General features: G+C 68.4%; 20 protein-coding genes. 18 read left to right on the forward strand and 2 right to left on the reverse strand.

Annotation, left to right across the window (positions count from 1 at the left end; genetic code table 11):
- The first annotated feature begins 65 nt into the window (after window positions 1-65).
- Complete coding sequence (gene zapE, locus DFQ15_RS01170) at window positions 66-1,163, forward strand: cell division protein ZapE (protein ID WP_110464198.1); 1,098 nt, start codon at window positions 66-68, stop codon at window positions 1,161-1,163.
- Window positions 1,164-1,169: 6 nt separating this feature from the next.
- Window positions 1,170-1,829 carry a hypothetical protein gene (locus tag DFQ15_RS01175; protein ID WP_110464199.1) on the forward strand — a complete coding sequence of 220 codons (660 nt, stop codon included), beginning with the start codon at window positions 1,170-1,172 and terminating at the stop codon, window positions 1,827-1,829.
- A gap of 42 nt (window positions 1,830-1,871) precedes the next feature.
- Here DFQ15_RS01175 and DFQ15_RS01180 read toward each other — a convergent pair whose 3' ends face one another.
- Window positions 1,872-2,702 carry a PP2C family protein-serine/threonine phosphatase gene (locus DFQ15_RS01180; protein WP_110464200.1) on the reverse strand — a complete coding sequence of 277 codons (831 nt, stop codon included), beginning with the start codon at window positions 2,700-2,702 and terminating at the stop codon, window positions 1,872-1,874.
- A 197-nt stretch (window positions 2,703-2,899) separates the two neighbouring features.
- On the opposite strand from DFQ15_RS01180, the gene DFQ15_RS01185 reads away from it, so the two are divergent.
- Window positions 2,900-4,990, forward strand: coding sequence for an ATP-dependent DNA helicase (locus DFQ15_RS01185; protein ID WP_110464201.1), 2,091 nt, complete (start codon window positions 2,900-2,902; stop codon window positions 4,988-4,990).
- Here the strand turns inward: DFQ15_RS01185 and DFQ15_RS01190 are convergent.
- A complete protein-coding gene (locus DFQ15_RS01190; protein ID WP_110464202.1) occupies window positions 4,953-5,759 on the reverse strand; it encodes an outer membrane protein assembly factor BamD in 807 nt (268 codons plus the stop codon). The two genes, DFQ15_RS01185 and DFQ15_RS01190, sit on opposite strands and share 38 nt — an antisense overlap.
- A 14-nt stretch (window positions 5,760-5,773) precedes the next feature.
- Between DFQ15_RS01190 and DFQ15_RS01195 the strand changes: the two genes are divergently transcribed.
- The 15 genes from DFQ15_RS01195 to hflK all read left to right on the forward strand — a co-directional run bounded on the left by DFQ15_RS01195 (window position 5,774) and on the right by hflK (window position 21,791).
- The gene (locus DFQ15_RS01195) at window positions 5,774-6,796 is read left to right on the forward strand and encodes an RluA family pseudouridine synthase (protein WP_110464203.1); all 1,023 of its coding nucleotides are present in this window, start codon (window positions 5,774-5,776) and stop codon (window positions 6,794-6,796) included.
- A gap of 168 nt (window positions 6,797-6,964) precedes the next feature.
- Entirely contained in the window at window positions 6,965-7,783 is an 819-nt protein-coding gene (scpB, locus tag DFQ15_RS01200; RefSeq protein ID WP_110464204.1) for an SMC-Scp complex subunit ScpB, read from the forward strand.
- A complete protein-coding gene (locus tag DFQ15_RS01205; protein WP_110464205.1) occupies window positions 7,780-9,237 on the forward strand; it encodes a pseudouridine synthase in 1,458 nt (485 codons plus the stop codon). The genes scpB and DFQ15_RS01205 overlap by 4 nt, the downstream gene beginning before the upstream one ends.
- Window positions 9,238-9,377: 140 nt before the next feature.
- Entirely contained in the window at window positions 9,378-9,803 is a 426-nt protein-coding gene (gene ndk, locus DFQ15_RS01210) for a nucleoside-diphosphate kinase (RefSeq protein WP_110464206.1), read from the forward strand.
- 17 nt (window positions 9,804-9,820) lie between these two features.
- On the forward strand, window positions 9,821-10,945 hold the full coding sequence (gene rlmN / locus DFQ15_RS01215; protein ID WP_110464207.1) for a 23S rRNA (adenine(2503)-C(2))-methyltransferase RlmN: 1,125 nt from the start codon (window positions 9,821-9,823) through the stop codon (window positions 10,943-10,945).
- Between the two features lie 25 nt (window positions 10,946-10,970).
- On the forward strand, window positions 10,971-11,876 hold the full coding sequence (pilW, locus tag DFQ15_RS01220) for a type IV pilus biogenesis/stability protein PilW (RefSeq protein ID WP_233504209.1): 906 nt from the start codon (window positions 10,971-10,973) through the stop codon (window positions 11,874-11,876).
- Window positions 11,869-12,765, forward strand: a complete 897-nt coding sequence (locus DFQ15_RS01225) for a helix-turn-helix domain-containing protein (protein ID WP_110464208.1) — start codon at window positions 11,869-11,871, stop codon at window positions 12,763-12,765. The genes pilW and DFQ15_RS01225 overlap by 8 nt, the downstream gene beginning before the upstream one ends.
- Before the next feature lie 3 nt (window positions 12,766-12,768).
- On the forward strand, window positions 12,769-14,061 hold the full coding sequence (ispG, locus tag DFQ15_RS01230) for a flavodoxin-dependent (E)-4-hydroxy-3-methylbut-2-enyl-diphosphate synthase (protein ID WP_110464209.1): 1,293 nt from the start codon (window positions 12,769-12,771) through the stop codon (window positions 14,059-14,061).
- 5 nt (window positions 14,062-14,066) lie between these two features.
- Complete coding sequence (gene hisS / locus DFQ15_RS01235) at window positions 14,067-15,407, forward strand: histidine--tRNA ligase (protein ID WP_110464210.1); 1,341 nt, start codon at window positions 14,067-14,069, stop codon at window positions 15,405-15,407.
- A 17-nt stretch (window positions 15,408-15,424) separates the two neighbouring features.
- Window positions 15,425-16,108: a YfgM family protein gene (locus tag DFQ15_RS01240; protein ID WP_110464211.1), complete on the forward strand. Its 684-nt coding sequence runs from the start codon at window positions 15,425-15,427 to the stop codon at window positions 16,106-16,108.
- Window positions 16,105-17,298: an outer membrane protein assembly factor BamB gene (bamB, locus tag DFQ15_RS01245; protein WP_110464212.1), complete on the forward strand. Its 1,194-nt coding sequence runs from the start codon at window positions 16,105-16,107 to the stop codon at window positions 17,296-17,298. Before DFQ15_RS01240 ends, bamB begins: the two co-directional genes overlap by 4 nt.
- A 28-nt stretch (window positions 17,299-17,326) precedes the next feature.
- Window positions 17,327-18,664, forward strand: coding sequence for a ribosome biogenesis GTPase Der (gene der / locus DFQ15_RS01250; protein WP_110464213.1), 1,338 nt, complete (start codon window positions 17,327-17,329; stop codon window positions 18,662-18,664).
- Window positions 18,665-18,803: 139 nt separating this feature from the next.
- Window positions 18,804-19,058, forward strand: coding sequence for an RNA chaperone Hfq (hfq, locus tag DFQ15_RS01255; protein ID WP_110464214.1), 255 nt, complete (start codon window positions 18,804-18,806; stop codon window positions 19,056-19,058).
- Window positions 19,059-19,127: 69 nt separating this feature from the next.
- Window positions 19,128-20,306, forward strand: a complete 1,179-nt coding sequence (gene hflX / locus DFQ15_RS01260) for a GTPase HflX (protein ID WP_233504210.1) — start codon at window positions 19,128-19,130, stop codon at window positions 20,304-20,306.
- Between the two features lie 48 nt (window positions 20,307-20,354).
- Entirely contained in the window at window positions 20,355-21,791 is a 1,437-nt protein-coding gene (gene hflK / locus DFQ15_RS01265; protein ID WP_110464215.1) for an FtsH protease activity modulator HflK, read from the forward strand.
- The last annotated feature ends 4 nt before the right edge of the window (window positions 21,792-21,795 follow it).

The raw sequence follows: 21,795 nt of genomic DNA on the forward strand, positions 1-21,795 counted from the left end.
TCGTCGCAGCCTGCTGCCCGGATCGCTGAAGCCGCGGCCGCCACCCCGCACGGAAATCCTGCAGCATGAATGTTCGCGAGGCCTACAAGGCCGAATTGACCGCCCGCGGTTTCCAGAGCGACCCGGCGCAGCTGCGCGCGGTCGAGGCGCTGCAGCGCTGCGCCGACGACTGGTCGGCGTACAAGGAAAAGCGTTCGAGCGCGCTGCGCCGCCTGCTGGGCCGGCCGCCGATCCCGAAGGGCGTCTACATGTACGGCGGCGTGGGGCGCGGCAAGAGCTTCCTGATGGACTGCTTCTTCAACGCGGTGCCGATCGAGCGCAAGGCGCGGCTGCATTTCCACGAGTTCATGCGCGAAGTGCACCGCGAGCTGGGGCACCTGCAGGGCACGGTCAACCCGCTCGACGTGCTGGGCCGGCAGATGGCCGATCGGTACCGGCTGATCTGCTTCGACGAGTTCCACGTGGCCGACATCACCGATGCGATGGTGCTGCACCGGTTGCTGGTGTCGTTGTTCGAGAACGGTGTCGGCTTCGTCACCACCTCCAACTTCAGGCCCGACGACCTGTACCCCGACGGCCTGCACCGCGACCGCATCCTGCCGGCCATCGCGCTGCTCAACGAACGGCTGGAGGTGGTCAACGTGGACAACGGCACCGACTACCGGGGCCGCACGCTGGAGCATCTGCGGCTCTACCTGACGCCGCTCGGCCCCGAGACCGACGCCGAGATGAACGAGGCCTTCGACCGCATCGCCGAGGCGAAGGACGAAGACCCGGTGATGACGATCGAGGCGCGGCAGATCAAGGCCAGGCGGCGTGCCGGCGGCGTGGTCTGGTTCGACTTCGCCACGCTCTGCGGCGGTCCGCGCTCGCAGAACGACTACCTGGAGATCGCCACCCAGTTCCACACGGTGCTGCTCAGCGACGTGCCGCACATGCCGGTGCGGATGGCGTCCGAGGCGCGGCGCTTCACCTGGCTGGTGGATGTGCTCTACGATCGCCGGGTGAAGTTCATCCTGTCCGCCGCCGTGCCTCCGGAAGCGCTCTACACCGAGGGGCCCCTGGCCCACGAGTTTCCGCGCACGGTGTCGCGTCTCACCGAGATGCAGTCGGCCGAGTTCCTGGCGCTCGAGCGCCGGGTGGTCGACACCCGCATCACCTGAACCGCCATGAAGCATTCGCCGATCCTCCTTCTCCTCGCGTTCGCCTGCGGCCCGGTCCTGGCCCAGGAGCGGCCGCGTGCCGCGCCGATCACGGCCGAGGAAAGCAGCACGCGCCTGGCCGAGATCGAGCGCCAGCGCAGCGCCACCCAGGCCGCGCTGGCCCGGGCGGAAGCGGACTGCTACCGCAAGTTCGCGGTCAACGACTGCCTGACCGATGCGCGTGCCGACTTCCGGCCCCGCATCTCGGCGCTGCGCAAGCAGGAAGTCGCGGTGCGCGACGGCGACCGGGCGCGCAAGGAGGAAGAGCGCCTGGCCCGGCTCGAAGAGCAGCGCCAGACCGCACTGCGCTCGGAAGAAAGCGCCCGCCAGCGTGCGACGACCGGTGCCGCCGACGACCGCAACACCGAAGCCGTGCAGAAGAAGCAGGAGCGCGACGCCGCAGCCCCCGGCAATGCGGTCCGTGCCGCGTCGCAGCGGGCGGAAACCGAGCGACGCATGAGCGAGGACGCGGCCCGGCGCGCGCAGCGGGAAGTCGAAGCCCCCGCCGCCCGGCAGCGGTCGGAGGCGCGCCAGCAGGAGGCCGAGGAACGCCGTGCGGCCCTGCGCCGCCGCGAAGCCGAGCGCCAGGGCAAGCCGTCGGCGACGCCGCTGCCGGCCAATCCCTGAGCCCGGCAGTCGCGCCCGGCGCGGTTCGGGTGACCGCGCCGCTCAGCGCCTGGGCTTGAAGGGCGGCGGCGGACGGGTGGGAAGCCGCGGCGGCTGCGCTGCGGGCTCCAGAGGCGGCGCCAGCGCCTCCACCTTGACGACGATCATCGAAATGTTGTCACCTTTGCCGCCCGCGCGTACCCGGGCGATCTGGATCAGCGCCTGCACCGCATCGCGGGGATCGGCCTGTGCGCAGGCCTGGTGGATCTCGCGCGGCGGCAGGTAGTGCCAGGCACCGTCGCTGCAGCCCATCAGGATATCGCCCGGCACCAACTGCGTGATCGTGTGCCGGCCGATCGGCGGGTCGGTCTCGGTGCCGAGGCAGCCGAGCAGGATGTTCGACTGCGGATGCACCTGTGCCTCCTGCTCGGTGATCTCGCCGCGGTCCACCAGCGCCTGGACATAGGAATGGTCGTGGGTGCGGAAGGCGAGGGCGCCCTGGCGGAAGTGGTAGAGCCTCGAATCGCCCACATGAACCCAGTGGCAGTGGCCCTGCGGCCCGATCAGGAAGGCGGCGACGGTGCTGTGCGGCTCCTCTTCGGAGGCGATCGCCACCAGGCGGATGACGAGGTGGGCCTCCTCGACCAGCTGCAGCAGGAAGGCCTCGGGGTCGTCCCGGCCGGGTGCATAGCGCTCGAACAGCTGGCGGGCGGTCAGCACCACTTGGTCGGACGCCTTGCGGCCTCCGGTTCGGCCGCCCATGCCGTCGGCCACCACGCCCAGGATGCATCCGTGGGTATTGGCGTGCGGAAGCAGCAGGACCTGGTCCTGCTGGTAGTCGCGGTCGCCCTTGTGGAGGCCGGTGGAGCCTGCGAGACGGTAGCCAGTGGTCATGGGTGCGTGCCAGTCGCGAACAGTGCGGGGCGGCGTGCCGCCGCCATTTATCATCGACGCAAGCCGTGCTGCTCCCGCAGCCGACGTACGAGAAGAATCCTTGTGAACCCCATCTCCTCGCGGGTCTCTTCATTCAGGAAGAGGCCGATTGTCGCCGCGAACGACCGATGCGCAGCCGCGCACATTCCCGGCCTCCGATGAGTCTTGTGGAGCGCGTGCGCGAGGTCTTCGCGGCCGACGGCCTGCTGTCGCATGCGGCCGACCGTTTCACGCCGCGCGAGGCCCAGACCGACATGGCCCTGGCGGTCGCGCAGACGGTGGAGACGGGCGGCGTGCTGGTGGTCGAGGCGGGCACCGGCGTCGGCAAGACCTTCTCGTACCTGGTGCCGGCGCTGCTGAGCGGCGAGCGGGTGCTGGTCTCCACCGCCACCAAGACCTTGCAGGACCAGCTGTTCGGCCGCGATCTGCCGCGGCTGGTGCGGGCCCTGGGCATCTCGATCCGCACCGCGCTGCTGAAGGGCCGCAGCAGCTACCTCTGCCTGCACCGGATGCAGACGGCCCGCCGGAACGATGCGGCGATCGACCGCCAGGCCAGCCGCGCGCTCGGCAAGATCGAGCTGTGGGCGCAGGCCACCCGCACCGGCGACCTGGCCGAACTCCCAGGACTGGACGAGCGTTCTCCGCTGATCCCGCTGATCCCGCTGATCACCTCGACCCGCGAGAATTGCCTGGGCGCGCAGTGCCCGCAGTTCCGCGCCTGTCATGTGAATCTGGCCCGCCGCGACGCCCTCGCGGCCGACCTGGTGGTGGTGAACCACCACCTGTTCTTCGCCGACCTGGCGGTGCGCGAATCGGGCATGGCCGAATTGCTACCGACGGTGCGCGTCGCCGTCTTCGACGAGGCGCACCAGCTCAACGAGACCGGCGTGCAGTTCCTGGGGCGGCAGCTCGGCACCGGGCAACTGCTCGACTTCGCACGCGACGTGCTGGCGACCGGCATGCAGGCGGCCCGCGGGCTGGTCGATTGGCCCGCGGTCGCCGGCGGGCTGGAGCGGGCGGCGCACGATCTGCGCATGGCCGCCGGACGGCATGCCCCGGGCGCGCGGTTGCGGTGGTCGGATGCGGTGCCGGACGGCGCCGACCCTTTGGCGTGGGAGTCGGGCTTGGCCTCCATCCAGCAGGCACTCGGCTTGGCGCTCGCGGGCCTCGACATGGTCAGCGAGCTCGCACCCGACTTCGGGCGCCTGCACGAGCGGGGCACCGCGCTGTCGGGCCGCCTGCAGATGTTCGCGCAGCCGAGCCGTACCGGACAGGTGCGGTGGGCCGACGTCGGTGCGCAGCTGCGGCTGGTGGAGTCGCCGCTGGACATCGCCGACACGATGCAGACCCGCCTGCCGGCGCTGCCGGCGGACAGCGATGCCGCAGACCCGGTGCCGCCCGCCGCCGAGCCGGATGCGCGCGAAAGGAAGGGCACCGGCGGCGGCCGGCCACGGGCGTGGATCTTCACCTCGGCCACGTTGGGCGACGATCCGGCGTTGCGCTGGTTCACCGAGCCGTGCGGCCTCGACGGGACGGCGCAGGTGCTGCGCGTCGGCAGCCCGTTCGACTACGAGCGGCAGGCCGCGCTGTACGTGCCCGACTGGCTGCCGCGCCCGGCCGATTCGGGGCATGCCGTGGCCCTGGCCCGCCTGTGCGGCGACGCGGCGGCCCGCCTGGGCGGCCGCACCCTGGTACTGACCACGACACTGCGCGCCCTGCGCACCATTGGCGAGGCTTTGTCGCAGCGCTTCGGCGCATCGGGGGAGCTGGAAATCCTGGTGCAGGGCGAATGGCCCAAGCGCAGGCTGATGGAGCGGTTCCGCGAGGGCGGTGGCGACGGCAAACCGGGCTGCGTGCTGGTGGCGTCCGCCTCGTTCTGGGAAGGGGTGGACGTGCCGGGCGACGCGCTGCAGCTGGTGGTGCTCGACAAGCTGCCGTTCCCGCCCCCGAACGATCCGCTGGTGGAGGCCCGCGCCCGGCGGCTGGAGCAGGAGGGCCGCAGCCCGTTCAAGGATTATTTCGTGCCCGAGGCCGCGGTGGCGCTGCAACAGGGGGCCGGCCGGCTGATCCGCCGCGAGACCGACCGCGGCGTGCTGCTGGTGGGCGACACCCGCCTCACCACCATGTCCTACGGCAAACGCCTGCTGCGGGCGCTGCCACCGATGCGCCGGCTGTCGTCCGATGCGGAGTTCTACCAAGCGCTGGACGCGCTCACCACACCTTCCACCATGGATCCGTATTGGCCTTGAAGCCGTCGGACAGGTAGGCGCTCTTCGGGTAGTTCTGGTCGATGACCCGGCGGGTGTCGTCCCGCAGCTGGTCCATGCCCAGCTTGTCGTACGACATCATCATGATATAGAGAGCTTCTTCCAGCGCCGGCACATCGCGGTAGTCGGCCACCGCGATCTGGGCGCGGTTGATGGCGGCGACATACGCGCCGCGGCTGTAGTAGTAGCGCGCGACATGGACCTCGTACTGCGCCAGCGAGTTGACGATGTAGGTCATGCGCTGGCGCGCATCGGGTGTGTAGCGCGAATCGGGGAAACGGGTCGTCAGCTCGCGGAACGCCTCGAACGAATCCTTGGCCGCCTTCTGGTCGCGCTCCGACAGGTCCTGCCGGGAAATGAAGGAGAACAGGCCCAGGTTGTCGTTGAAGTTGGTCACGCCCTTCAGATAGAGCGCATAGTCGATGGCCGGGCTGGAGGGGTGCAGCTTGATGAAGCGGTCCAGCGTAGCGACGGCCTGGGCATTTTCGCCGGCCTTGTACTGGGAGTACGCCTTGTCGATCTGCGCTTGCTGGGCGAGCGGCGTGCCGGCGGCGCGGCCCTCGAGCTTCTCGAAAAGCGGCACGGCCTTGTCGTAAGACCCCGAACCCAGTTCGTCCTTCGCCTCCGAATATATGCGGTTGGGGCTCCATCCGGCTGTCTTGTCCTCTGTGGTGGAAGAGCAGCCGGCAAGGCTGCCGGCCAGCAGCAGGGCCGCGAAGGCGGGGACAACCGATAATTTCACTCGACGCATCACGGACGACCTTCTTGAGATACAGCACCACGATTATATCGGCCGACCCCACGCCGCCGACCCCCGATGCGGTCGAAGACGAATTGGCTGGCGACGCGGCCGACTGCGAACGCCGCGTCTTCCAGGTCACGCCGGCACTCCACGGCGAACGGCTCGATCGCGCACTGGCCGGCGGCGTGCCCGAATTCTCGCGTAGCTACCTGCAGCAGTTGATCGAGGCCGGCTTCGTGCAGGTCCAGTCCGCCGTCGCCACCAAGGCCTCGGCCAAAGTGCGGGTGGGCGAGCAACTGCAGGTCGAGCTGCGGCCCACGCCGCAAAGCCAAGCCTTCCGCCCCGAACCGCTGGCCATCGACGTGGTGTACGAGGACGCGCACCTGCTCGTGCTGCACAAACCCGCCGGGCTGGTGGTGCATCCGGCGCCGGGCAACTGGAGCGGCACCCTGCTCAACGGCCTGCTGGCGCGTGATGCGGCCTTCGCCGCCTTGCCGCGGGCCGGCATCGTGCACCGGCTCGACAAGGACACCAGCGGCTTGATGGTCGTTGCCCGCAGCCGCGGCGCGATGGAGGCGCTGGTGCGCGCCATCGCCGCCCGCGACGTCAGGCGAGAATATCTGGCCCTGGCGCACCGCCCCTGGAAGGGTGCCGAAGACCGCGAGATCCAGGTCGGCATAGGCCGCGACCCGCGCAACCGGCTGCGGATGGCGGTGGTCGACCTGGAGCGCCACCCCGGCAAGACGGCCCACACCAGCCTGCGTCTGCTCGCCAACGCCGAGGAGGGCTGCTGGGTCCGCTGCACCCTCCGCACCGGCCGCACCCACCAGATCCGGGTGCACATGGCGTCCATCGGCCATGCGCTGGTAGGCGACGGTAGCTATGGCGGCGCCCCGGCTGCGGGACTGGAGCGACAGGCGCTGCATGCCTTCCGCCTGGCGTTCGACCACCCGGTCACGCAGGAGCCGCTGGCCTTCGAGGCGCCGCCCCCCGGCGACATCCTGCGGGCCCTCGACGCCTGGGGCCTGCACTACAATCCCGCCTGACACCCCTGAACGCCGGCCCGACGCCCCTTCCTCGCGTGTTGCCCGGCCTGCGCCCAGCGCCCGTGCCGTATGCCTGCCGGCCTCCGGCGAACCGCTGCATCCCGACCTTGCCCGACGGCACCGACACGCTGCAATGGCATAGCGCCCCTTCCTTCCGGACCACGACCTATGAACACGGTGGATGCCAAGCGCATTCTCGAAACCGCCCTGATCTGCTCGCCCCAGCCGCTCGCGCTGCGCGAGCTTCGGGTGCTGTTCGACGACGCCGTGGGTGTCGACACCGTGCGCCGACTGCTCGAAGAGTTGCAGACCGACTGGACGCAGCGCGGCGTCGAGCTGGTGCAGGTCGCGAGCGGCTGGCGGTTCCAGAGCCGACCCGCGTTGCGCCCCTACCTCGACCGGCTGCATCCCGAAAAACCGCCGCGCTACACCCGGGCCGTGCTGGAGACGCTGGCGATCATCGCCTACCGCCAGCCGGTGACCCGGGGCGACATGGAAGACATCCGCGGCGTCGCGATCAACAGCCTGATCCTCAAGCAGCTCGAAGACCGCGGCTGGATCGAGGTGATCGGCCACCGCGAGACCGTGGGCAGGCCCGCGCTCTTCGCCACCACCCGCCAGTTTCTGGACGACCTGGGCCTGGCGTCGCTCGACCAGCTGCCGCTGGCCGACGGCACGGCGGTCGAGCAGGCAGTGCGTGCCTCGCTGGACGGCTTCGACGATCCGGTGGCGCCAGCCGTGGCGCCCGACGCGCCGGTCGGGGTTCTGGCGCCCGAGCCCGAGCCGCGAAGTGCGGATGGCGCTGCGGGCGAGCCCGGTGAAATCGAAGCGCCGGACGCTCCCTCCGACGCCGCGCCTCCATCCCCGGCTCACGACCTCGACCTCGATCTCGATCTCGATCCTGTCGCATCGTCCGCAGCACCGCCGTCGGAAGACGGCCCGGTCGACGACGACACCCCCGACCCGCCCGCTTCCAAAGCCGTATGAACGAATCCAACCCTGACCAGCCGCAGTCCGCGCCCGCCGCAGACTCCGAAGAAAAAGTAGGCGGAGCCGGCGATATACGCCGGCCTGTCGCTATCGAAAACGAAGCATCTACGCCGGTATGCGAGCCTGCGACTCCCCGGCGCGCGCCGCAGGTTCCGGCCGACGGAGCGGGCGCTCCACCGGCCCGGGCCGGCCAGTCGCGAGGTGCGGCCGCCGCTACGGACGCAGACGAAACCGCCGCTGCACCGCCGGCTCCCGCCGGCGCGGGAGCCGGCGAGATCCACTTCGAAGACGTCGTCTCCGGTCGCTTCGACGCGGAGGAAGCCAGTCCCGAGGTTGCCGAGGCGGCCCCCGCCAAGCGTGTGCTGGCGCCGCAGTACGAGACGCCCAAACTGCACAAGGTGTTGGCGCAGGCCGGCCTTGGCAGCCGCCTGGAGATGGAGCAGCTGATCCTCGAAGGCCGCGTTTCGGTCAACAACGAGCCGGCCCATATCGGCCAGCGGGTACAGTACGGCGACCAGGTCAAGGTCAACGGCAAACCGATCCGCTACCGAATCGATCCGCCGCCGCCGCGCATCATCGCCTACCACAAGCCGGTGGGCGAAGTGGTGACCCACGACGATCCGCAGAACCGCCCGACCGTGTTCCGCAAGCTCCCGCGGCTGCAGCACGGCAAATGGCAGTCGGTCGGCCGGCTCGACCTGAACACCGAAGGCCTGCTGCTGTTCACCAGCTCGGGCGAGCTGGCCAACAAGCTGATGCACCCGCGGTTCGGCCTGGAGCGCGAATACGCGGTACGGGTCCTCGGCGCCCTCAGCAACGAGGAAAAGCAGAAGCTGCTCGACGGCGTGCGGCTCGACGACGGCATGGCGCAGTTCGGCACCATCGAGAACGGCGGCGGCGAAGGCGCCAACACCTGGTACCGGGTCACCATCTCGGAAGGCCGCAACCGCGAAGTGCGGCGTATGCTGGAGGCGGTGGGCCATGCGGTCAGCCGCCTGATCCGGATCCGCTACGGTGCGATGCTGCTGCCGCGCGGCCTGAAGCGCGGCGCCTGGATGGAGCTGGACGAGCGCGACATCGATTCCCTCATGAAGGCGGCCGGCGCGGAACGTCGCGAAAACGCATCCGCCTACGCCCGGCCCTCCGAAGCGTCCCGCAACCGCCGCGGCGGCAACGGCCCGCGCGGAGCGGGTGGGCCGGGGCAGGGCGGTCGTGGCGCCGCAGGTGGCGGCTACGGCCGCACCGAGCCGGGCCACGGCCCGATGTTCGGCGGCCCCGCGACCGCGCGTGGCGGGCCGCCGGCCGGAAAACCCGGTGGCAGCCAGCCAGATCCGATGAAGACGTCGGTCGGCTATATCGGGGCCGACAGCTTCTCGCGCCAGCAGCGCCAGGGCTCCAAGCCCGGCGGCCCGGGCGGTGGACGCCGGGGCGGCGGCGGCCGGGGCCGCTGAACGCGCACCGTGGCGGCCAAGCCACCAACGCGGTCGCGGTCGTGACAGCGTCGCTTTGGGGCTTGACAATCGCCCTCGGTTAGAATCGTAGGCTTTGCCCTACAGGCAAAAACCTAAAAATCAGCTCAGGAAATATCCAAATGGCAATAGAACGTACTCTCTCCATCATCAAGCCCGACGCCGTGGCCAAGAACGTCATCGGCCAGATCGTGTCGCGTTTCGAAGCTGCCGGCCTGAGGGTCGCCGCCGCCCGCCTGGTGCAACTCTCGCGCGCCGAAGCCGAGCAGTTCTACGGCGTGCACAAGGCCCGTCCTTTCTTCAAGGACCTGGTCGACTTCATGATCTCCGGCCCGGTCTTCGTGCAGGTGCTCGAGGGCGAGAATGCGATCCAGAAAAACCGTGATCTGATGGGCGCCACCGACCCGAAGAAGGCCGACGCCGGCACGATCCGCGCCGACTTCGCCGACAGCATCGACGCCAACGCGGTGCACGGCTCCGACGCTCCCGAAACCGCAGCGAACGAAGTCTCGTTCTTCTTCCCTGCCCTGAACGTCTACACCCGCTGAGGCGGGGTCTGCTCGCGATGATGGTCAACCTGCTCGACTTCGATCTGGAAGGGCTGGCTGCGTATTGCGAGCAGCACGGAGAGAAACGCTTCCGTGCCACCCAGTTGTTCCGCTGGATTCACCAGCGGGGTGCCTCCGACTTCTCCCGGATGACCGATCTGGCGAAGTCGCTGCGCGAAAAATTGCAGGGCAGCGCCGAGGTGCGTTCCCTTCCCGTCGTGGCGGAGCACATCTCCACCGACGGCACGATCAAATGGCTGTTCGACGTCGGCGCCGGCGATGCGGTCGAAGCGGTGTTCATCCCCGAAGACGACCGCGGCACGCTCTGCATCTCGTCGCAGGCCGGTTGCGCGGTCAATTGCCGCTTCTGCTCGACCGGGCACCAGGGCTTCAGCCGCAACCTCACCACCGCCGAGATACTGGCCCAGCTCTGGCATGCCGAGCACTTCCTGCGCCGCCGTGCCGGCACCACCGAGCGGGTCATCTCCAACGTGGTGATGATGGGGATGGGCGAGCCGCTGCAGAACTACACCGCGCTGGTGCCGGCCCTGCGCACCATGCTCGACGACCACGCCTACGGCCTGTCGCGGCGGCGCGTGACGGTGTCGACCTCGGGCGTCGTCCCGATGATGGACCGCCTGGGTGCCGATTGCCCGGTGGCGCTGGCGGTGTCGCTGCATGCGCCCGACGATCCGCTGCGCGACAACCTGGTGCCGCTCAACCGCAAGTACCCGATCGCCGAGTTGCTCGACGCCTGCAACCGCTACCTGGCGCATGCGCCGCGCGACTTCATCACCTTCGAATACTGCATGCTCGACGGCGTCAACGACCTGCCCCAGCATGCCGAGCAGCTCGTCGCCCTGGTGCGGGGCCACGGGGGCCGCGGCGTGTCGTGCAAGTTCAACTTGATCCCGTTCAATCCGTTTCCGGCCTCGGGCCTGTTGCGGTCCCCGGCCGCACGGGTGCAGGCGTTCGCCGAGATCCTCGGCGATGCTGGTATCGTGACCACGGTCCGCAAGACGCGAGGCGACGACATCGACGCCGCCTGCGGCCAGCTGGCCGGCGAAGTGAAGGACCGGACCGGTGTCGGCAAGCGTCTCGCCCGCCAGCGAACCGTCATGATGGTCCCCGTCGGTCCGTAGGCCGGCAGCACTTAGGAGACATGGAATGATGCGTGGTGATGGAGGTCTGCCCCTGGTTGCACGCGCTGCGGGCGCGCTCCGCCGCACCGGCCGCGGCGCGCTGGTGCTGGTGCTGGTGCTGGTGCTGGTGCTGGGCGCATTGTTGCTGGCACAGGGATGCGTGCAGACCTCGACCACCACGAGCGGCGCCCCGGGTGTGCGCCCGGCCGATTCGGCCACCCAGCGGCCCGACCTGGTCACTTCGTCCGACGAGGCGCCCGAACGCCGCCGTGCGCGCCTGCGCTACGAGCTGGCTGCCAACTATTTCCAGAACGACCAGACCAACATAGCGCTGGACGAGGTCAAGCAGTCGCTGACGGCCGATCCGACCTTCCCCGACGCGTACAACCTGCGCGGGCTTATCTACATGCGGCTCAACGACTATGCGCTGGCCGAAGACAGCTTCCAGCGGGCCGTCTCGCTCAATCCGCGCGATGCCAACGCGATGCACAACTACGGCTGGATGCTCTGCCAGCAGCAGAAGTATCCCGAAGCCACGGCCCAGTTCCGCCGGGCGGTGGCCGTGCCCTCGTACACCGACAAGGCCAAGACCCTGATGACCGAAGGCCTGTGCGAGGTGCGCGGCGGAGCCGTGGGCGAGGCCGAGCGCACCCTGCTGGAATCCTACGCGCTCGACCCGAGCAATCCGATCACCGGCTTCACCCTCGCCAACCTGCTGCGTCAGCGCGGGGAGCTGGCGCGCGCCCAGTTCTACATCCGCCGGGTCAACAACGGCGAATTCTCCACGTCCGAATCGTTGTGGCTCGGCATCAAGATCGAGCGCCGTCTGGGCGACCAGACCGCCGTGCGGCAGCTGGCCGACCAGTTGCGCAAACGTTACCCGCTGTCGGCCGAGAGGGCTTCCTACGACCGTGGAGCCTTCGATGAGTGAGCAGCACACCGCCTCGCAACTGGCAGATCCCGGCGGCGGGCCCGACCACACCTCCGGCCCTGGCGTCGGACCCTATCTGCGCCAGGTGCGCGAAAACGCGGGCATCCATATCGCGGCCTTGGCCCAGGCGCTGAAGGTGCCGGTGGCGCGGCTCGAAGCCTTGGAAGCGGACCGCTTGGACGAGATGCCCGACCCCGCCTTCGCGCGCGCCTTGACCGCTACCATCTGCCGCCTGCTGCAGGTCGATCCTGTGCCGGTGCTGGCCCGGCTGCCGCAGCGCAACGCGGCCCGGCTGGTCTGCGACACCCGCGCGTTGTCGAAAGGCCTGCCGGCCATGCCCGTCCGCAAGCCTTCGCTGGCACAGCAGTTTCCCAGGCCGCTGGTGTGGGTCGTAGTGCTGCTCCTGGTGGGGGCCGGCGCTTTGATGCTGCTGCCGCGCGAACGAATCCACCATTGGATGGAGGTGCTGTCCCGTCGGCTGGAGCACGGCGAAATCAGGACGGCGACGCGCGGCGTGGTGCAGGAGCCCGTCGCCGCCCAGGCACCGACCGAGCCGGTCGCCGCGGTGGAGCCCTCGGCGCCGGCCGTGCCGACCGCCGCCGCGGTCGCGGCAGCTCCTGCTGCCACCGAGCCCGCCGCGGTGGCCGATAGCGATGCCGTGCTGGTCCTGAAGGCCACCGCCGATTCGTGGATCAAGATTTCCGATGCCCGTGGTGGCGTCGTCTTCCAGAAGATGCTGTCCGCCGGCGACCAGCAATCCATCACCGCGCCGCCGCCGTTGGCGGTGGTGGTCGGCCGGGCCGACGGCACCCAGGTGACCGTGCGCGGCAAGCCGCTCGACCTGTCCGCCATCGCCCGCAGCAACGTCGCCCGTTTCGAGGTGAAGTGATCCATGGAAGCGCAGCAATTCGCAGCCCCTGCCGATGGCATTCCGGTCGCGCACCCAGCGGCCCGCCGCTCGCGCCAGGCCCGGGTGGTCTGGGGCGACCGGGTGGTGACGGTCGGCGGCGACGCGCCGGTGCGGGTGCAGTCGATGACCAACACCGACACGGTCGATGCGATCGGCACCGCCATCCAGGTCAAGGAACTGGCGCTGGCAGGCTCCGAAATGGTCCGCATCACCGTCAACACCCCCGAGGCGGCCGCCCAGGTGCCCTACATCCGCGATCAGCTCGACCGGATGGGCATCGACGTGCCGCTGATCGGCGATTTTCATTTCAATGGCCACCGGCTGCTGAGCGACTACCCGGCCTGCGCAGAGGCGCTGTCGAAGTACCGCATCAACCCCGGCAACGTGGGCAAGGGCGACAAGCACGACAAGCAGTTCGGCCAGATGATCGAAGCCGCGCTGCGCTGGAATAAACCGGTGCGCATCGGCGTCAACTGGGGCAGCATGGACCAGGAACTGTTGGCCACCATGATGGATGCCAACAGCCGCCGGGCCCTGCCGTGGGACCTGAAGCAGGTGATGTACGAGGCGCTGATCACCTCCGCGATCGATTCCGCCCGCCTGGCCGAGCGCCTGGGCATGGATGGCAGCCAGGTGATCCTCTCCTGCAAGCTGAGCGGCGTGCAGGACCTGGTCTCCGCCTACCGCGAGCTGGCCCGCCGCTGCGACTATCCGCTGCACTTGGGCCTGACCGAGGCCGGCATGGGCACCAAGGGCACGGTGGCCTCGGCCGCCGCGCTGGCCCTGCTGCTGCAGGAGGGCATCGGCGACACGATCCGCGTGTCCCTTACGCCGCAGCCCGGGGAGGCCCGCACCCAGGAGGTGGTGGTCGCGTCGGAAATCCTGCAGTCGCTCGGCATGCGGTCCTTCGTGCCCAGCGTCACCGCCTGCCCCGGCTGCGGCCGTACCACCAGCACCACTTTCCAGGTACTGGCCAAGGACATCGACGACTTCCTGCGCGAGCAGATGCCGGTGTGGCGCAGCAAGTACCCAGGCGTCGAGACGATGAAGGTGGCCGTCATGGGCTGCATCGTCAACGGCCCCGGCGAGAGCAAGCACGCCGACATCGGCATCAGCCTGCCCGGCACCGGCGAGGCACCGTCGGCACCCGTCTTCATCGACGGGGAGAAAGCCCTGACTCTGCGCGGCGACAACATCGCCGCCGAATTCCACCGGCTCGTCGAGAGCTACATCGAAAAACGTTTCGGCAGCCCGGTTTCGGCCGCGACCGCCTGATTCCCATGCCAGACATCTCTTCCGCCGCCGCGTCCGCGGCAAGCGCTCCTACGGCCAAACCGGCGAAGCTCGCCGGCGTCAAGGGCATGAACGACATCCTGCCGCAGGATTCCGCCCGCTGGGAAGCGCTGGAAGACACGGTGCGCAGCGTGATGCGCCGCCATGCGTACCGCAACATCCGCACGCCGATCGTCGAGCCCACCGCACTGTTCGTGCGCGGCACCGGCCAGACCACCGACATCGTCGAGAAGGAGATGTACGCCTTCACCGATCGCCTCAACGGCGAGGAACTGGCGCTGCGCCCCGAGAACACGCCCGGCGTGGTGCGGGCCGCGATCGAGCACAACCTTACCTACGACGGCGGCAAGCGCCTCTGGTACACCGGCCCGATGTTCCGGCACGAGCGTCCCCAGCGCGGGCGCTACCGCCAGTTCTACCAGCTGGGCGCAGAAGCCCTCGGCTTCGCCGGCCCGGAGGTCGATGCCGAGCTGATGCTGCTGGCGCATGAACTGCTGCGCACATTGGGCCTGCGCAACGTGCGGGTCGAGCTGAACAGCCTGGGCATTCCCGCGGAGCGCCAGGCCCACCGTGCGGCCCTGGTCGCGTACTTCGAACAGCACGCCGAACTGCTCGATGCCGACGCCCGGCGCCGCCTGCTGACCAATCCGCTGCGCATCCTCGACACCAAGAATCCGGCGATGCAGCAGATGGTCGAAGGCGCGCCGCGCCTGTTGGACCACCTGGGCGACGCGTCGCGCCGGCACCTGGACACGGTGCAGTCGCTGCTGACCGCCTGCGGCGTGCAGTGGACCGTCAATCCGCGTCTGGTGCGCGGCCTGGACTACTACAGCCATACCGTCTTCGAATTCATCACCACCGAGCTGGGGGCCCAGGGCACCCTGTGCGGCGGCGGGCGCTACGACGGATTGTTCGAGATCCTCGGCGGCAAGCCGACGCCCGCGGTCGGCTGGGGCATGGGGCTGGAGCGGGTGCTGGAACTGCTGGTGGAGCAGGGCGCTGCCGCCGCCCAGCCGGTGCCGCATGCCTACGCCATCGTGCCCGACACCGCCGCGCTGCCCCAGGTGTTCCCGGTACTGCAGGCGCTGCGCGCCGCCGGCGTCGAGGTACAGATGCATGCCGGCGGTGCCGACGGGTTCGGCAGCTTCAAGTCGCAGTTCAAGAAAGCCGACGCCAGCGGCGCGGCCCACGCGCTGGTCTTCGGCGCCGACGAACTGGCCGCGGGCCAGGTCACCGTCAAGTCGCTGCGCGACGGTGCGGGCGCGCAGCGGCGCGAGTCGCTGGCCACGGTCGTCGCCTGGGCGCCCACCCTACAATCCCGCCCTTAACGAACGACACGGATTCCATGGCCACGCATCTCGACCTCGAAGAACAAGAACAGCTCGACCAGCTCAAGCACTTCTGGAACCGCTGGGGCACGCTCATCACCTGGGTGATGATTGCCGTGTTCGGTGCGCTGGCCGCCTGGAACGGCTACCAGTTCTGGGAGCGCCGCCAGGCGGCCCAGGCATCGGTGCTGTACGACGAGGTCGACCGCGCAGCCCAGGCCGGCGACGCCGAACGGGTGCAGCGCGCCTTCGGCGACATCCGCGACCGTTTCGGCCGCACCGCGTATGCATCGCAGGCGGGCTTGCTCGCCGGCAAGACCCTGTACGAAAAGGACCGCGTGGACGACGCCAAGGCGGCGTTCGCCTGGGTGGCCGAAAAATCGAAGGACGAGGGCTACCAGTCGCTCGCCCGCCTGCGACTGGCGGCGGTGCTGCTCGATGCCAAGGCCTACGACGATGCCCTGCGCCAGCTGGCGGCACCGTTCCCAACCCCGTTCGTCCCGCTGGCGGCCGACCGCAAGGGCGACGTGCTGCAGCAGCAGGGCAAGAAGGCCGAGGCCGCGGCCGAATACACCCGCGCCTGGAACGAGTTCGGCGAAAGGTCCGAGTACCGCCGCCTGGTCGAGATCAAGCTCAACGCCCTCGGGGTCGACCCGCGCGGTGGCAAATCCGCTTCCACAGCGGCAGGAGTCAAACCATGACGGCATTTGCCAATTTCGAGCAAAAGAGGCCTGCAGCCGGGGCAGTGCTTAGACTGGCAGCTATCATTTTTGCAGCGTCGCTCGCGGGGTGCTCGATGTTCTCAGGCGTAGGCTCGACCGTCGGCGGCTGGTTTGGAAGCAAGAAACCCGAGCCGAAGGAACTGGGTCCGAATGTCGCGGTGATCGGCGTGCGCCAGGCCTGGACCACGAAGGTGGGCGCAGTCGGCTTCCCGCTGGTGGCCGACGTGCACGGCTCCACCGTGACCCTCGCCAGCAGCGACGGCAACGTCGTGGCGCTGGATGCGCGCACCGGTGCCGAGCTCTGGCGCGCGAGCGCCGGGGCTCCGCTGTCGGCGGGTGTCGGCAGCGACGGCACGCTGGCGGCCGTCGTCAGCACCGGCAACGAGATCGTCGCCTTCGCCGGCGGCAAGCAGCTGTGGCGCAGCAGGCTCGCCGCCGAATCTTTCACCCCGCCACTGGTCGCGGGTGGCCGGGTGTTCGTTCTGGCGGCCGACCGATCGGTTTCGGCCTATGACGGCAAGACCGGTCGCCGGCTCTGGAACCAGCCGCGTCCGGGCGAGCCACTGGTGCTGCGCCAGGCCGGCGTGCTGGTCGCCTCGGGCGACACGCTGGTGGTCGGTCTGTCCGGCCGCTTGTCGGGCCTCAACCCCGATAACGGCAGCCTGCGCTGGGAGGCGCCGATCGCCGCATCGCGCGGCACCAACGACGTCGAGCGGCTGGTCGATCTGGTGGGCCATGTGAATCAGCAGGACGGCGTCCTGTGCGCCCGGGCGTTCCAGTCGGCCGTGGGCTGCGTCGATGCGACGCGTGGTCAGCTGCTCTGGAGCAAGCCTGCCAGCGGCTACACCGGCGTCGACGGCGACGAGCAGAACATCTACGGCACCGAGTCCAACGGCTTCGTCAACGCATGGCGCCGCGCCGACGGCGAGCGGGCCTGGAGCATCGACCGTCTGCAGTACCGCCAGCTGACGGCGCCGCTGGTGCTGGGCCGATCGGTCGTGTTCGGGGATGGCACGGGTCTCGTGCATTTCCTCTCGCGCGATGCGGGTGCGCCGTTGAACCGTCTCACGACGGACGGCTCGGGCGTTGCGGCCATGCCGGTGCAGGCAGAAGGCACCCTGGTCGTCGTGACCAAAAGCGGCGGCGTGTTCGGCTTCGTGCCCGAATGATCCGCCGGAGCGACACAGTCAGGAATTCATGAAACCGGTCGTGGCCCTCGTCGGGCGCCCCAACGTCGGCAAGTCGACGCTCTTCAACCGCATGACCAAGTCGCGCGACGCCATCGTCGCCGACTTCGCGGGGCTCACCCGCGACCGCCATTACGGCAACGGCCGCCAGGGCAAGCACGAGTACATCGTCATCGACACCGGCGGCTTCGAGCCGGATGCCGGTTCCGGCATCTACAAGGAGATGGCCAGGCAGACGCAGCAGGCTGTCGCCGAAGCCGACGTGGTGGTCTTCGTGCTGGATGCGCGGGCCGGCCTCTCCGCGCAGGACCACGACATCGCCAAATATCTGCGCCGGCTCGGCAAGCCTTGCGTGCTGGCCGCCAACAAGGCCGAGGGCATGACCGAGGGCGTGCAACTGGGCGAGTTCTTCGAACTGGGCTTGGGCGCGGTGCATGCGGTGTCGGCGGCGCATGGCCAGGGCATCCGCGACCTCATCGAGATCGCGCTGGAGCCGCTGCATCTGCCCGACCCGGACGATGCCGTTGCTGCAGAAGATCCGGGCGTGATCAAGCTGGCCGTCGCAGGGCGCCCCAACGTCGGCAAGTCGACGCTGATCAACACCTGGCTGGGCGAAGAGCGCCTGGTGGCGTTCGACATGCCCGGCACCACCCGCGACGCGATCACCGTGCCCTTCGAGCGCGACGGTCAGCGCTTCGAGCTGATCGACACCGCGGGCCTGCGCCGCAAGGGCCGCGTCTTCGAGGCGATCGAGAAGTTCTCGGTCGTCAAGACGCTGCAGGCGATCGAGTCCGCCAACGTCGTGCTGCTGCTGCTGGACGCGACGCAGGACGTGACCGACCAGGACGCGCACATCGCGGGCTACATTCTGGAAAGCGGGCGCGCCGTGGTCGTCGCGGTCAACAAGTGGGAAGCGGTCGACGACTACCAGCGCGAGATGTTGCAGCGCTCGGTCGAGACCCGCCTGCCGTTCTTGAAGTTCGCAGCGGTGCATTTCATATCCGCGCAGAAGCGCCACGGCCTGGGCCCGGTCTGGGCGTCGATCGCCAAGGCGCACCGCTCGGCCACCTGCAAGATGTCGACGCCGGTACTAACCCGCCTTCTGCTCGAGTCGGTGCAGTTCCAGAGCCCGCAGCGGGCCGGCATGTTCCGCCCGAAGCTGCGGTATGCGCATCAGGGGGGCATGAACCCGCCGGTCGTCGTGATCCACGGCAACTCGCTCGAGCACGTCACCGATGCCTACAAACGCTTCCTGGAAGGCCGGTTTCGCAAGGAGTTCGACCTCGTCGGCACGCCGCTGCGGATCGAAATGAAGACCTCGCAAAACCCGTTCGCCGATAAAGGCTGAACCGCGCGGATTGGCTGGTCCGGCGCGTTTTCGCAGCGCCACCTAAATTTCTTGTGGATATGTGTCGCATGCGCGGCAAGCGCAAAAGCCTGTGGTAAGGTGACGTTTCACAACAACAACTCTGAACACGGAGAATATCGTGAGCAACAAAGGCCAACTTTTGCAGGACCCTTTCCTGAACGCGCTGCGGCGTGAGCATGTGCCGGTATCGATCTATCTGGTCAACGGCATCAAGCTCCAGGGTCAAATCGAATCGTTCGACCAATACGTGGTGTTGCTCCGCAATACCGTGACCCAGATGGTCTACAAGCACGCCATCTCGACGATCGTTCCGGGCCGCGCGGTGAACTTCTCGACCACCGACAGTGCGGATGCGGAATCGAACGCCGCTTGACCGTATTCCAGGACCGGGCCTGTCGGCCCCTATTGCAAAACCCTTCTTCTTTCTTACTTGCAAACTCCATTGAATAACACCGACGATTCCGGCCAGGCAGCGGCGGCGGTTCTGTTGGTGGGCGTTGACCTCGGTCAGCCGCATTTCGATGGCGAACTGGAGGAACTGGGCCTTCTCGCCCAGACCGCCGGCCTGCATCCGGTCGCGCGCATCGCGGCAAGGCGCAAGGCACCCGATGCGGCACTGTTCGTCGGTAGCGGCAAGGCCGACGAAATCCGCATGCTGGCCGAACAGCACGGTGCGGTCGAGGTACTTTTCGACCAGCCGCTCTCTCCCGCACAGCAGAGAAACCTGGAACGTCATATCGGCTTGCCGGTGAACGACCGTACGTTCCTCATCCTGGAGATTTTCGCCCAACGCGCCAGGAGCCACGAGGGCAAGCTGCAGGTGGAACTCGCCCGCCTGCAATACCTCAGCACCCGGCTCGTCCGGCGCTGGTCCCATCTGGAACGTCAACGGGGTGGCATCGGGACGCGGGGCGGACCGGGTGAGACGCAGATCGAGCTGGACCGCCGCATGATCGGCGACTCGATCAAGCGCATCAAGGAACGCCTGTTGAAGGTAAAGCGCCAGCAAGGCACGCAGCGTCGTCAGCGCGAACGCCGGGACGTCTTCAACATCTCGCTGGTCGGCTACACCAACGCCGGCAAGTCGACCCTCTTCAATGCTTTGGTCAAGGCGCGCGCCTATGCGGCCGACCAGCTCTTCGCCACCCTGGACACCACCACGCGCCAGCTCTACCTGGCCGATGCGCAGCGCACGGTGTCGCTGTCGGACACCGTGGGCTTCATCCGCGATCTTCCGCACGGGCTGATCGACGCCTTCCAGGCCACTTTGCGCGAGGCGGTCGATGCCGACTTGCTGGTGCATGTGGTCGACGCGTCGAACCCGGCATTTCCCGAGCAGATGGAGCAGGTTCGGCGGGTGCTGGCGGAGATCGGTGCCGCCGACATTGCGCAGCTGCTGGTGTTCAACAAGCTCGATGCTATCCCGCCCGAACAGGCGCCGCGCCAGACCGCCGATACGTTCGAGGTGGACGGCCTCCAGATAGCCCGTGTGTTCACCAGCGCGCAGCAGGGCGTGGGCATGGTCGAACTGCGCGCGGCTCTGTCGGCGGCGGTCGCGGCGTCGCAGCACGTTGCTATGCCCCCTGCGGACGGTGTCCCTTTGCCGGTTCCCATGGACTGATTGGGCACAATCGGTCGTTACAGGCTACTTCACGACGAGACTTCGAGCATGACTCTCACACACCAGACCCCGGGTCGAACGGGGCTGTCGGGCCGCATCAGGGGAATGTTCAATTTGAATGATCCCCGCTGGGGACGCGGTGACGACAAGGCATCGGCCAATGGTCGCAATCCGGAGCCGCCTCCGGCCGCTCCCGATGTGCCACCGGCACCGCCACCAGCGGTCGCTCCGCCGCCTGCCGCTCCTGTCCCGCCGCGTGGCCGTACGCCGGGTCCGAACCAGGGACCGCCCGATCTGGAAGAATTGTGGCGTGATTTCAACCGCAAGCTCGGCGGTATGTTTGGCGGCGGCAACCGCAAGCGAGACAACGGTGGCTCCGGGGGCGGTGGTGGCCGCGGCAGCTACAAGCCCGATATGAAGAACGCCGGCTTCGGTATCGGGCTCATCTTGGGCATCGGAGTGCTGATCTGGCTGGGCAGCGGCTTCTTCATCGTGCAGGAAGGGCAGCAGGCCGTCATCACCCAGTTCGGCAAGTACAAGTCGACCGTCGGCGCGGGTTTCAACTGGCGTCTGCCGTATCCGGTGCAGCGCCACGAGCTTGTGTTCGTCACGCAGATTCGCTCGGTCGATGTCGGCCGCGACGCGATCATCAAGTCCACCGGTCTGCGCGGCTCCGCCATGCTCACCCAGGACGAGAACATCGTCGAGATCAAGTTCGCAGTGCAGTACCGGCTCAACGACGCCCGGGCCTGGCTGTTCGAAAGCAAAGACCCTACCGCCGCCGTAGTGCAGGCCGCAGAGAGTTCGGTGCGCGAGGTGGTCGGCAAGATGCGGATGGATTCGGCGCTGGCCGAAGAGCGCGATCAGATCGCTCCGCGGGTGCGCGAACTGATGCAGAACATTCTCGACCGCTACAACGTGGGCGTGGAAGTCGTCAACATCAACCTGCAGCAGGGCGGGGTGCGTCCGCCCGAGCAGGTGCAGGCGGCATTCGACGACGTGCTGAAGGCGGGCCAGGAGCGAGAGCGTGCCAAGAACGATGCGCAGGCCTATGCCAACGACGTGGTGCCGCGCGCGGTCGGTTCCGCATCCCGCCTGAAGGAAGAATCCGAGGCCTACAAAGCGCGGATCGTGGCGCAGGCGCAGGGCGATTCGCAGCGTTTCGTGTCGGTTCTGTCCGAGTATCAAAAGGCGCCGCAGGTTACCCGCGACCGGATGTACCTCGATGCGATGCAGAACATCTATAGCAACGTGACCAAGGTGATGGTGGATTCTCGCCAGGGCTCGAACCTGCTGTACCTGCCGCTCGACAAGTTGTTGAAGATCCAAAACCAGCCCGTATCCGCCCCCGACGGTGGCGCGGCGGCGGCGACCGCGGCGGCCAACACCGTGGCCGGTGCGGGGGGCGCGACGTTGCCACCCGTGTTTTCCAACGATACCCGCACGCGGGACAACGCGCGCTCGCGCGAACGCGAATCGCGCTAGGAGC

It is taken from the genome of Xylophilus ampelinus (assembly GCF_003217575.1).
GTDB lineage: Bacteria > Pseudomonadota > Gammaproteobacteria > Burkholderiales > Burkholderiaceae_C > Xylophilus > Xylophilus ampelinus.

Excerpts from the sequence above, each read along its gene's own strand:
- ndk (WP_110464206.1), top strand. The coding sequence starts at position 9,378 with ATGGCAATAGAACGTACTCTCTCCATCATCAAGCCCGACGCCGTGGCC.
- scpB (WP_110464204.1), top strand. The coding sequence starts at position 6,965 with ATGAACACGGTGGATGCCAAGCGCATTCTCGAAACCGCCCTGATCTGC.
- DFQ15_RS01225 (WP_110464208.1), top strand. The coding sequence starts at position 11,869 with ATGAGTGAGCAGCACACCGCCTCGCAACTGGCAGATCCCGGCGGCGGG.
- DFQ15_RS01240 (WP_110464211.1), top strand. The coding sequence starts at position 15,425 with ATGGCCACGCATCTCGACCTCGAAGAACAAGAACAGCTCGACCAGCTC.
- DFQ15_RS01175 (WP_110464199.1), top strand. The coding sequence starts at position 1,170 with ATGAAGCATTCGCCGATCCTCCTTCTCCTCGCGTTCGCCTGCGGCCCG.
- zapE (WP_110464198.1), top strand. The coding sequence starts at position 66 with ATGAATGTTCGCGAGGCCTACAAGGCCGAATTGACCGCCCGCGGTTTC.
- DFQ15_RS01205 (WP_110464205.1), top strand. The coding sequence starts at position 7,780 with ATGAACGAATCCAACCCTGACCAGCCGCAGTCCGCGCCCGCCGCAGAC.
- DFQ15_RS01180 (WP_110464200.1), bottom strand. The coding sequence starts at position 2,702 with ATGACCACTGGCTACCGTCTCGCAGGCTCCACCGGCCTCCACAAGGGC.
- der (WP_110464213.1), top strand. The coding sequence starts at position 17,327 with ATGAAACCGGTCGTGGCCCTCGTCGGGCGCCCCAACGTCGGCAAGTCG.
- hflK (WP_110464215.1), top strand. The coding sequence starts at position 20,355 with ATGACTCTCACACACCAGACCCCGGGTCGAACGGGGCTGTCGGGCCGC.
- hisS (WP_110464210.1), top strand. The coding sequence starts at position 14,067 with ATGCCAGACATCTCTTCCGCCGCCGCGTCCGCGGCAAGCGCTCCTACG.
- rlmN (WP_110464207.1), top strand. The coding sequence starts at position 9,821 with ATGATGGTCAACCTGCTCGACTTCGATCTGGAAGGGCTGGCTGCGTAT.
- DFQ15_RS01185 (WP_110464201.1), top strand. The coding sequence starts at position 2,900 with ATGAGTCTTGTGGAGCGCGTGCGCGAGGTCTTCGCGGCCGACGGCCTG.
- pilW (WP_233504209.1), top strand. The coding sequence starts at position 10,971 with ATGATGCGTGGTGATGGAGGTCTGCCCCTGGTTGCACGCGCTGCGGGC.
- bamB (WP_110464212.1), top strand. The coding sequence starts at position 16,105 with ATGACGGCATTTGCCAATTTCGAGCAAAAGAGGCCTGCAGCCGGGGCA.
- DFQ15_RS01190 (WP_110464202.1), bottom strand. The coding sequence starts at position 5,759 with ATGCGTCGAGTGAAATTATCGGTTGTCCCCGCCTTCGCGGCCCTGCTG.
- ispG (WP_110464209.1), top strand. The coding sequence starts at position 12,769 with ATGGAAGCGCAGCAATTCGCAGCCCCTGCCGATGGCATTCCGGTCGCG.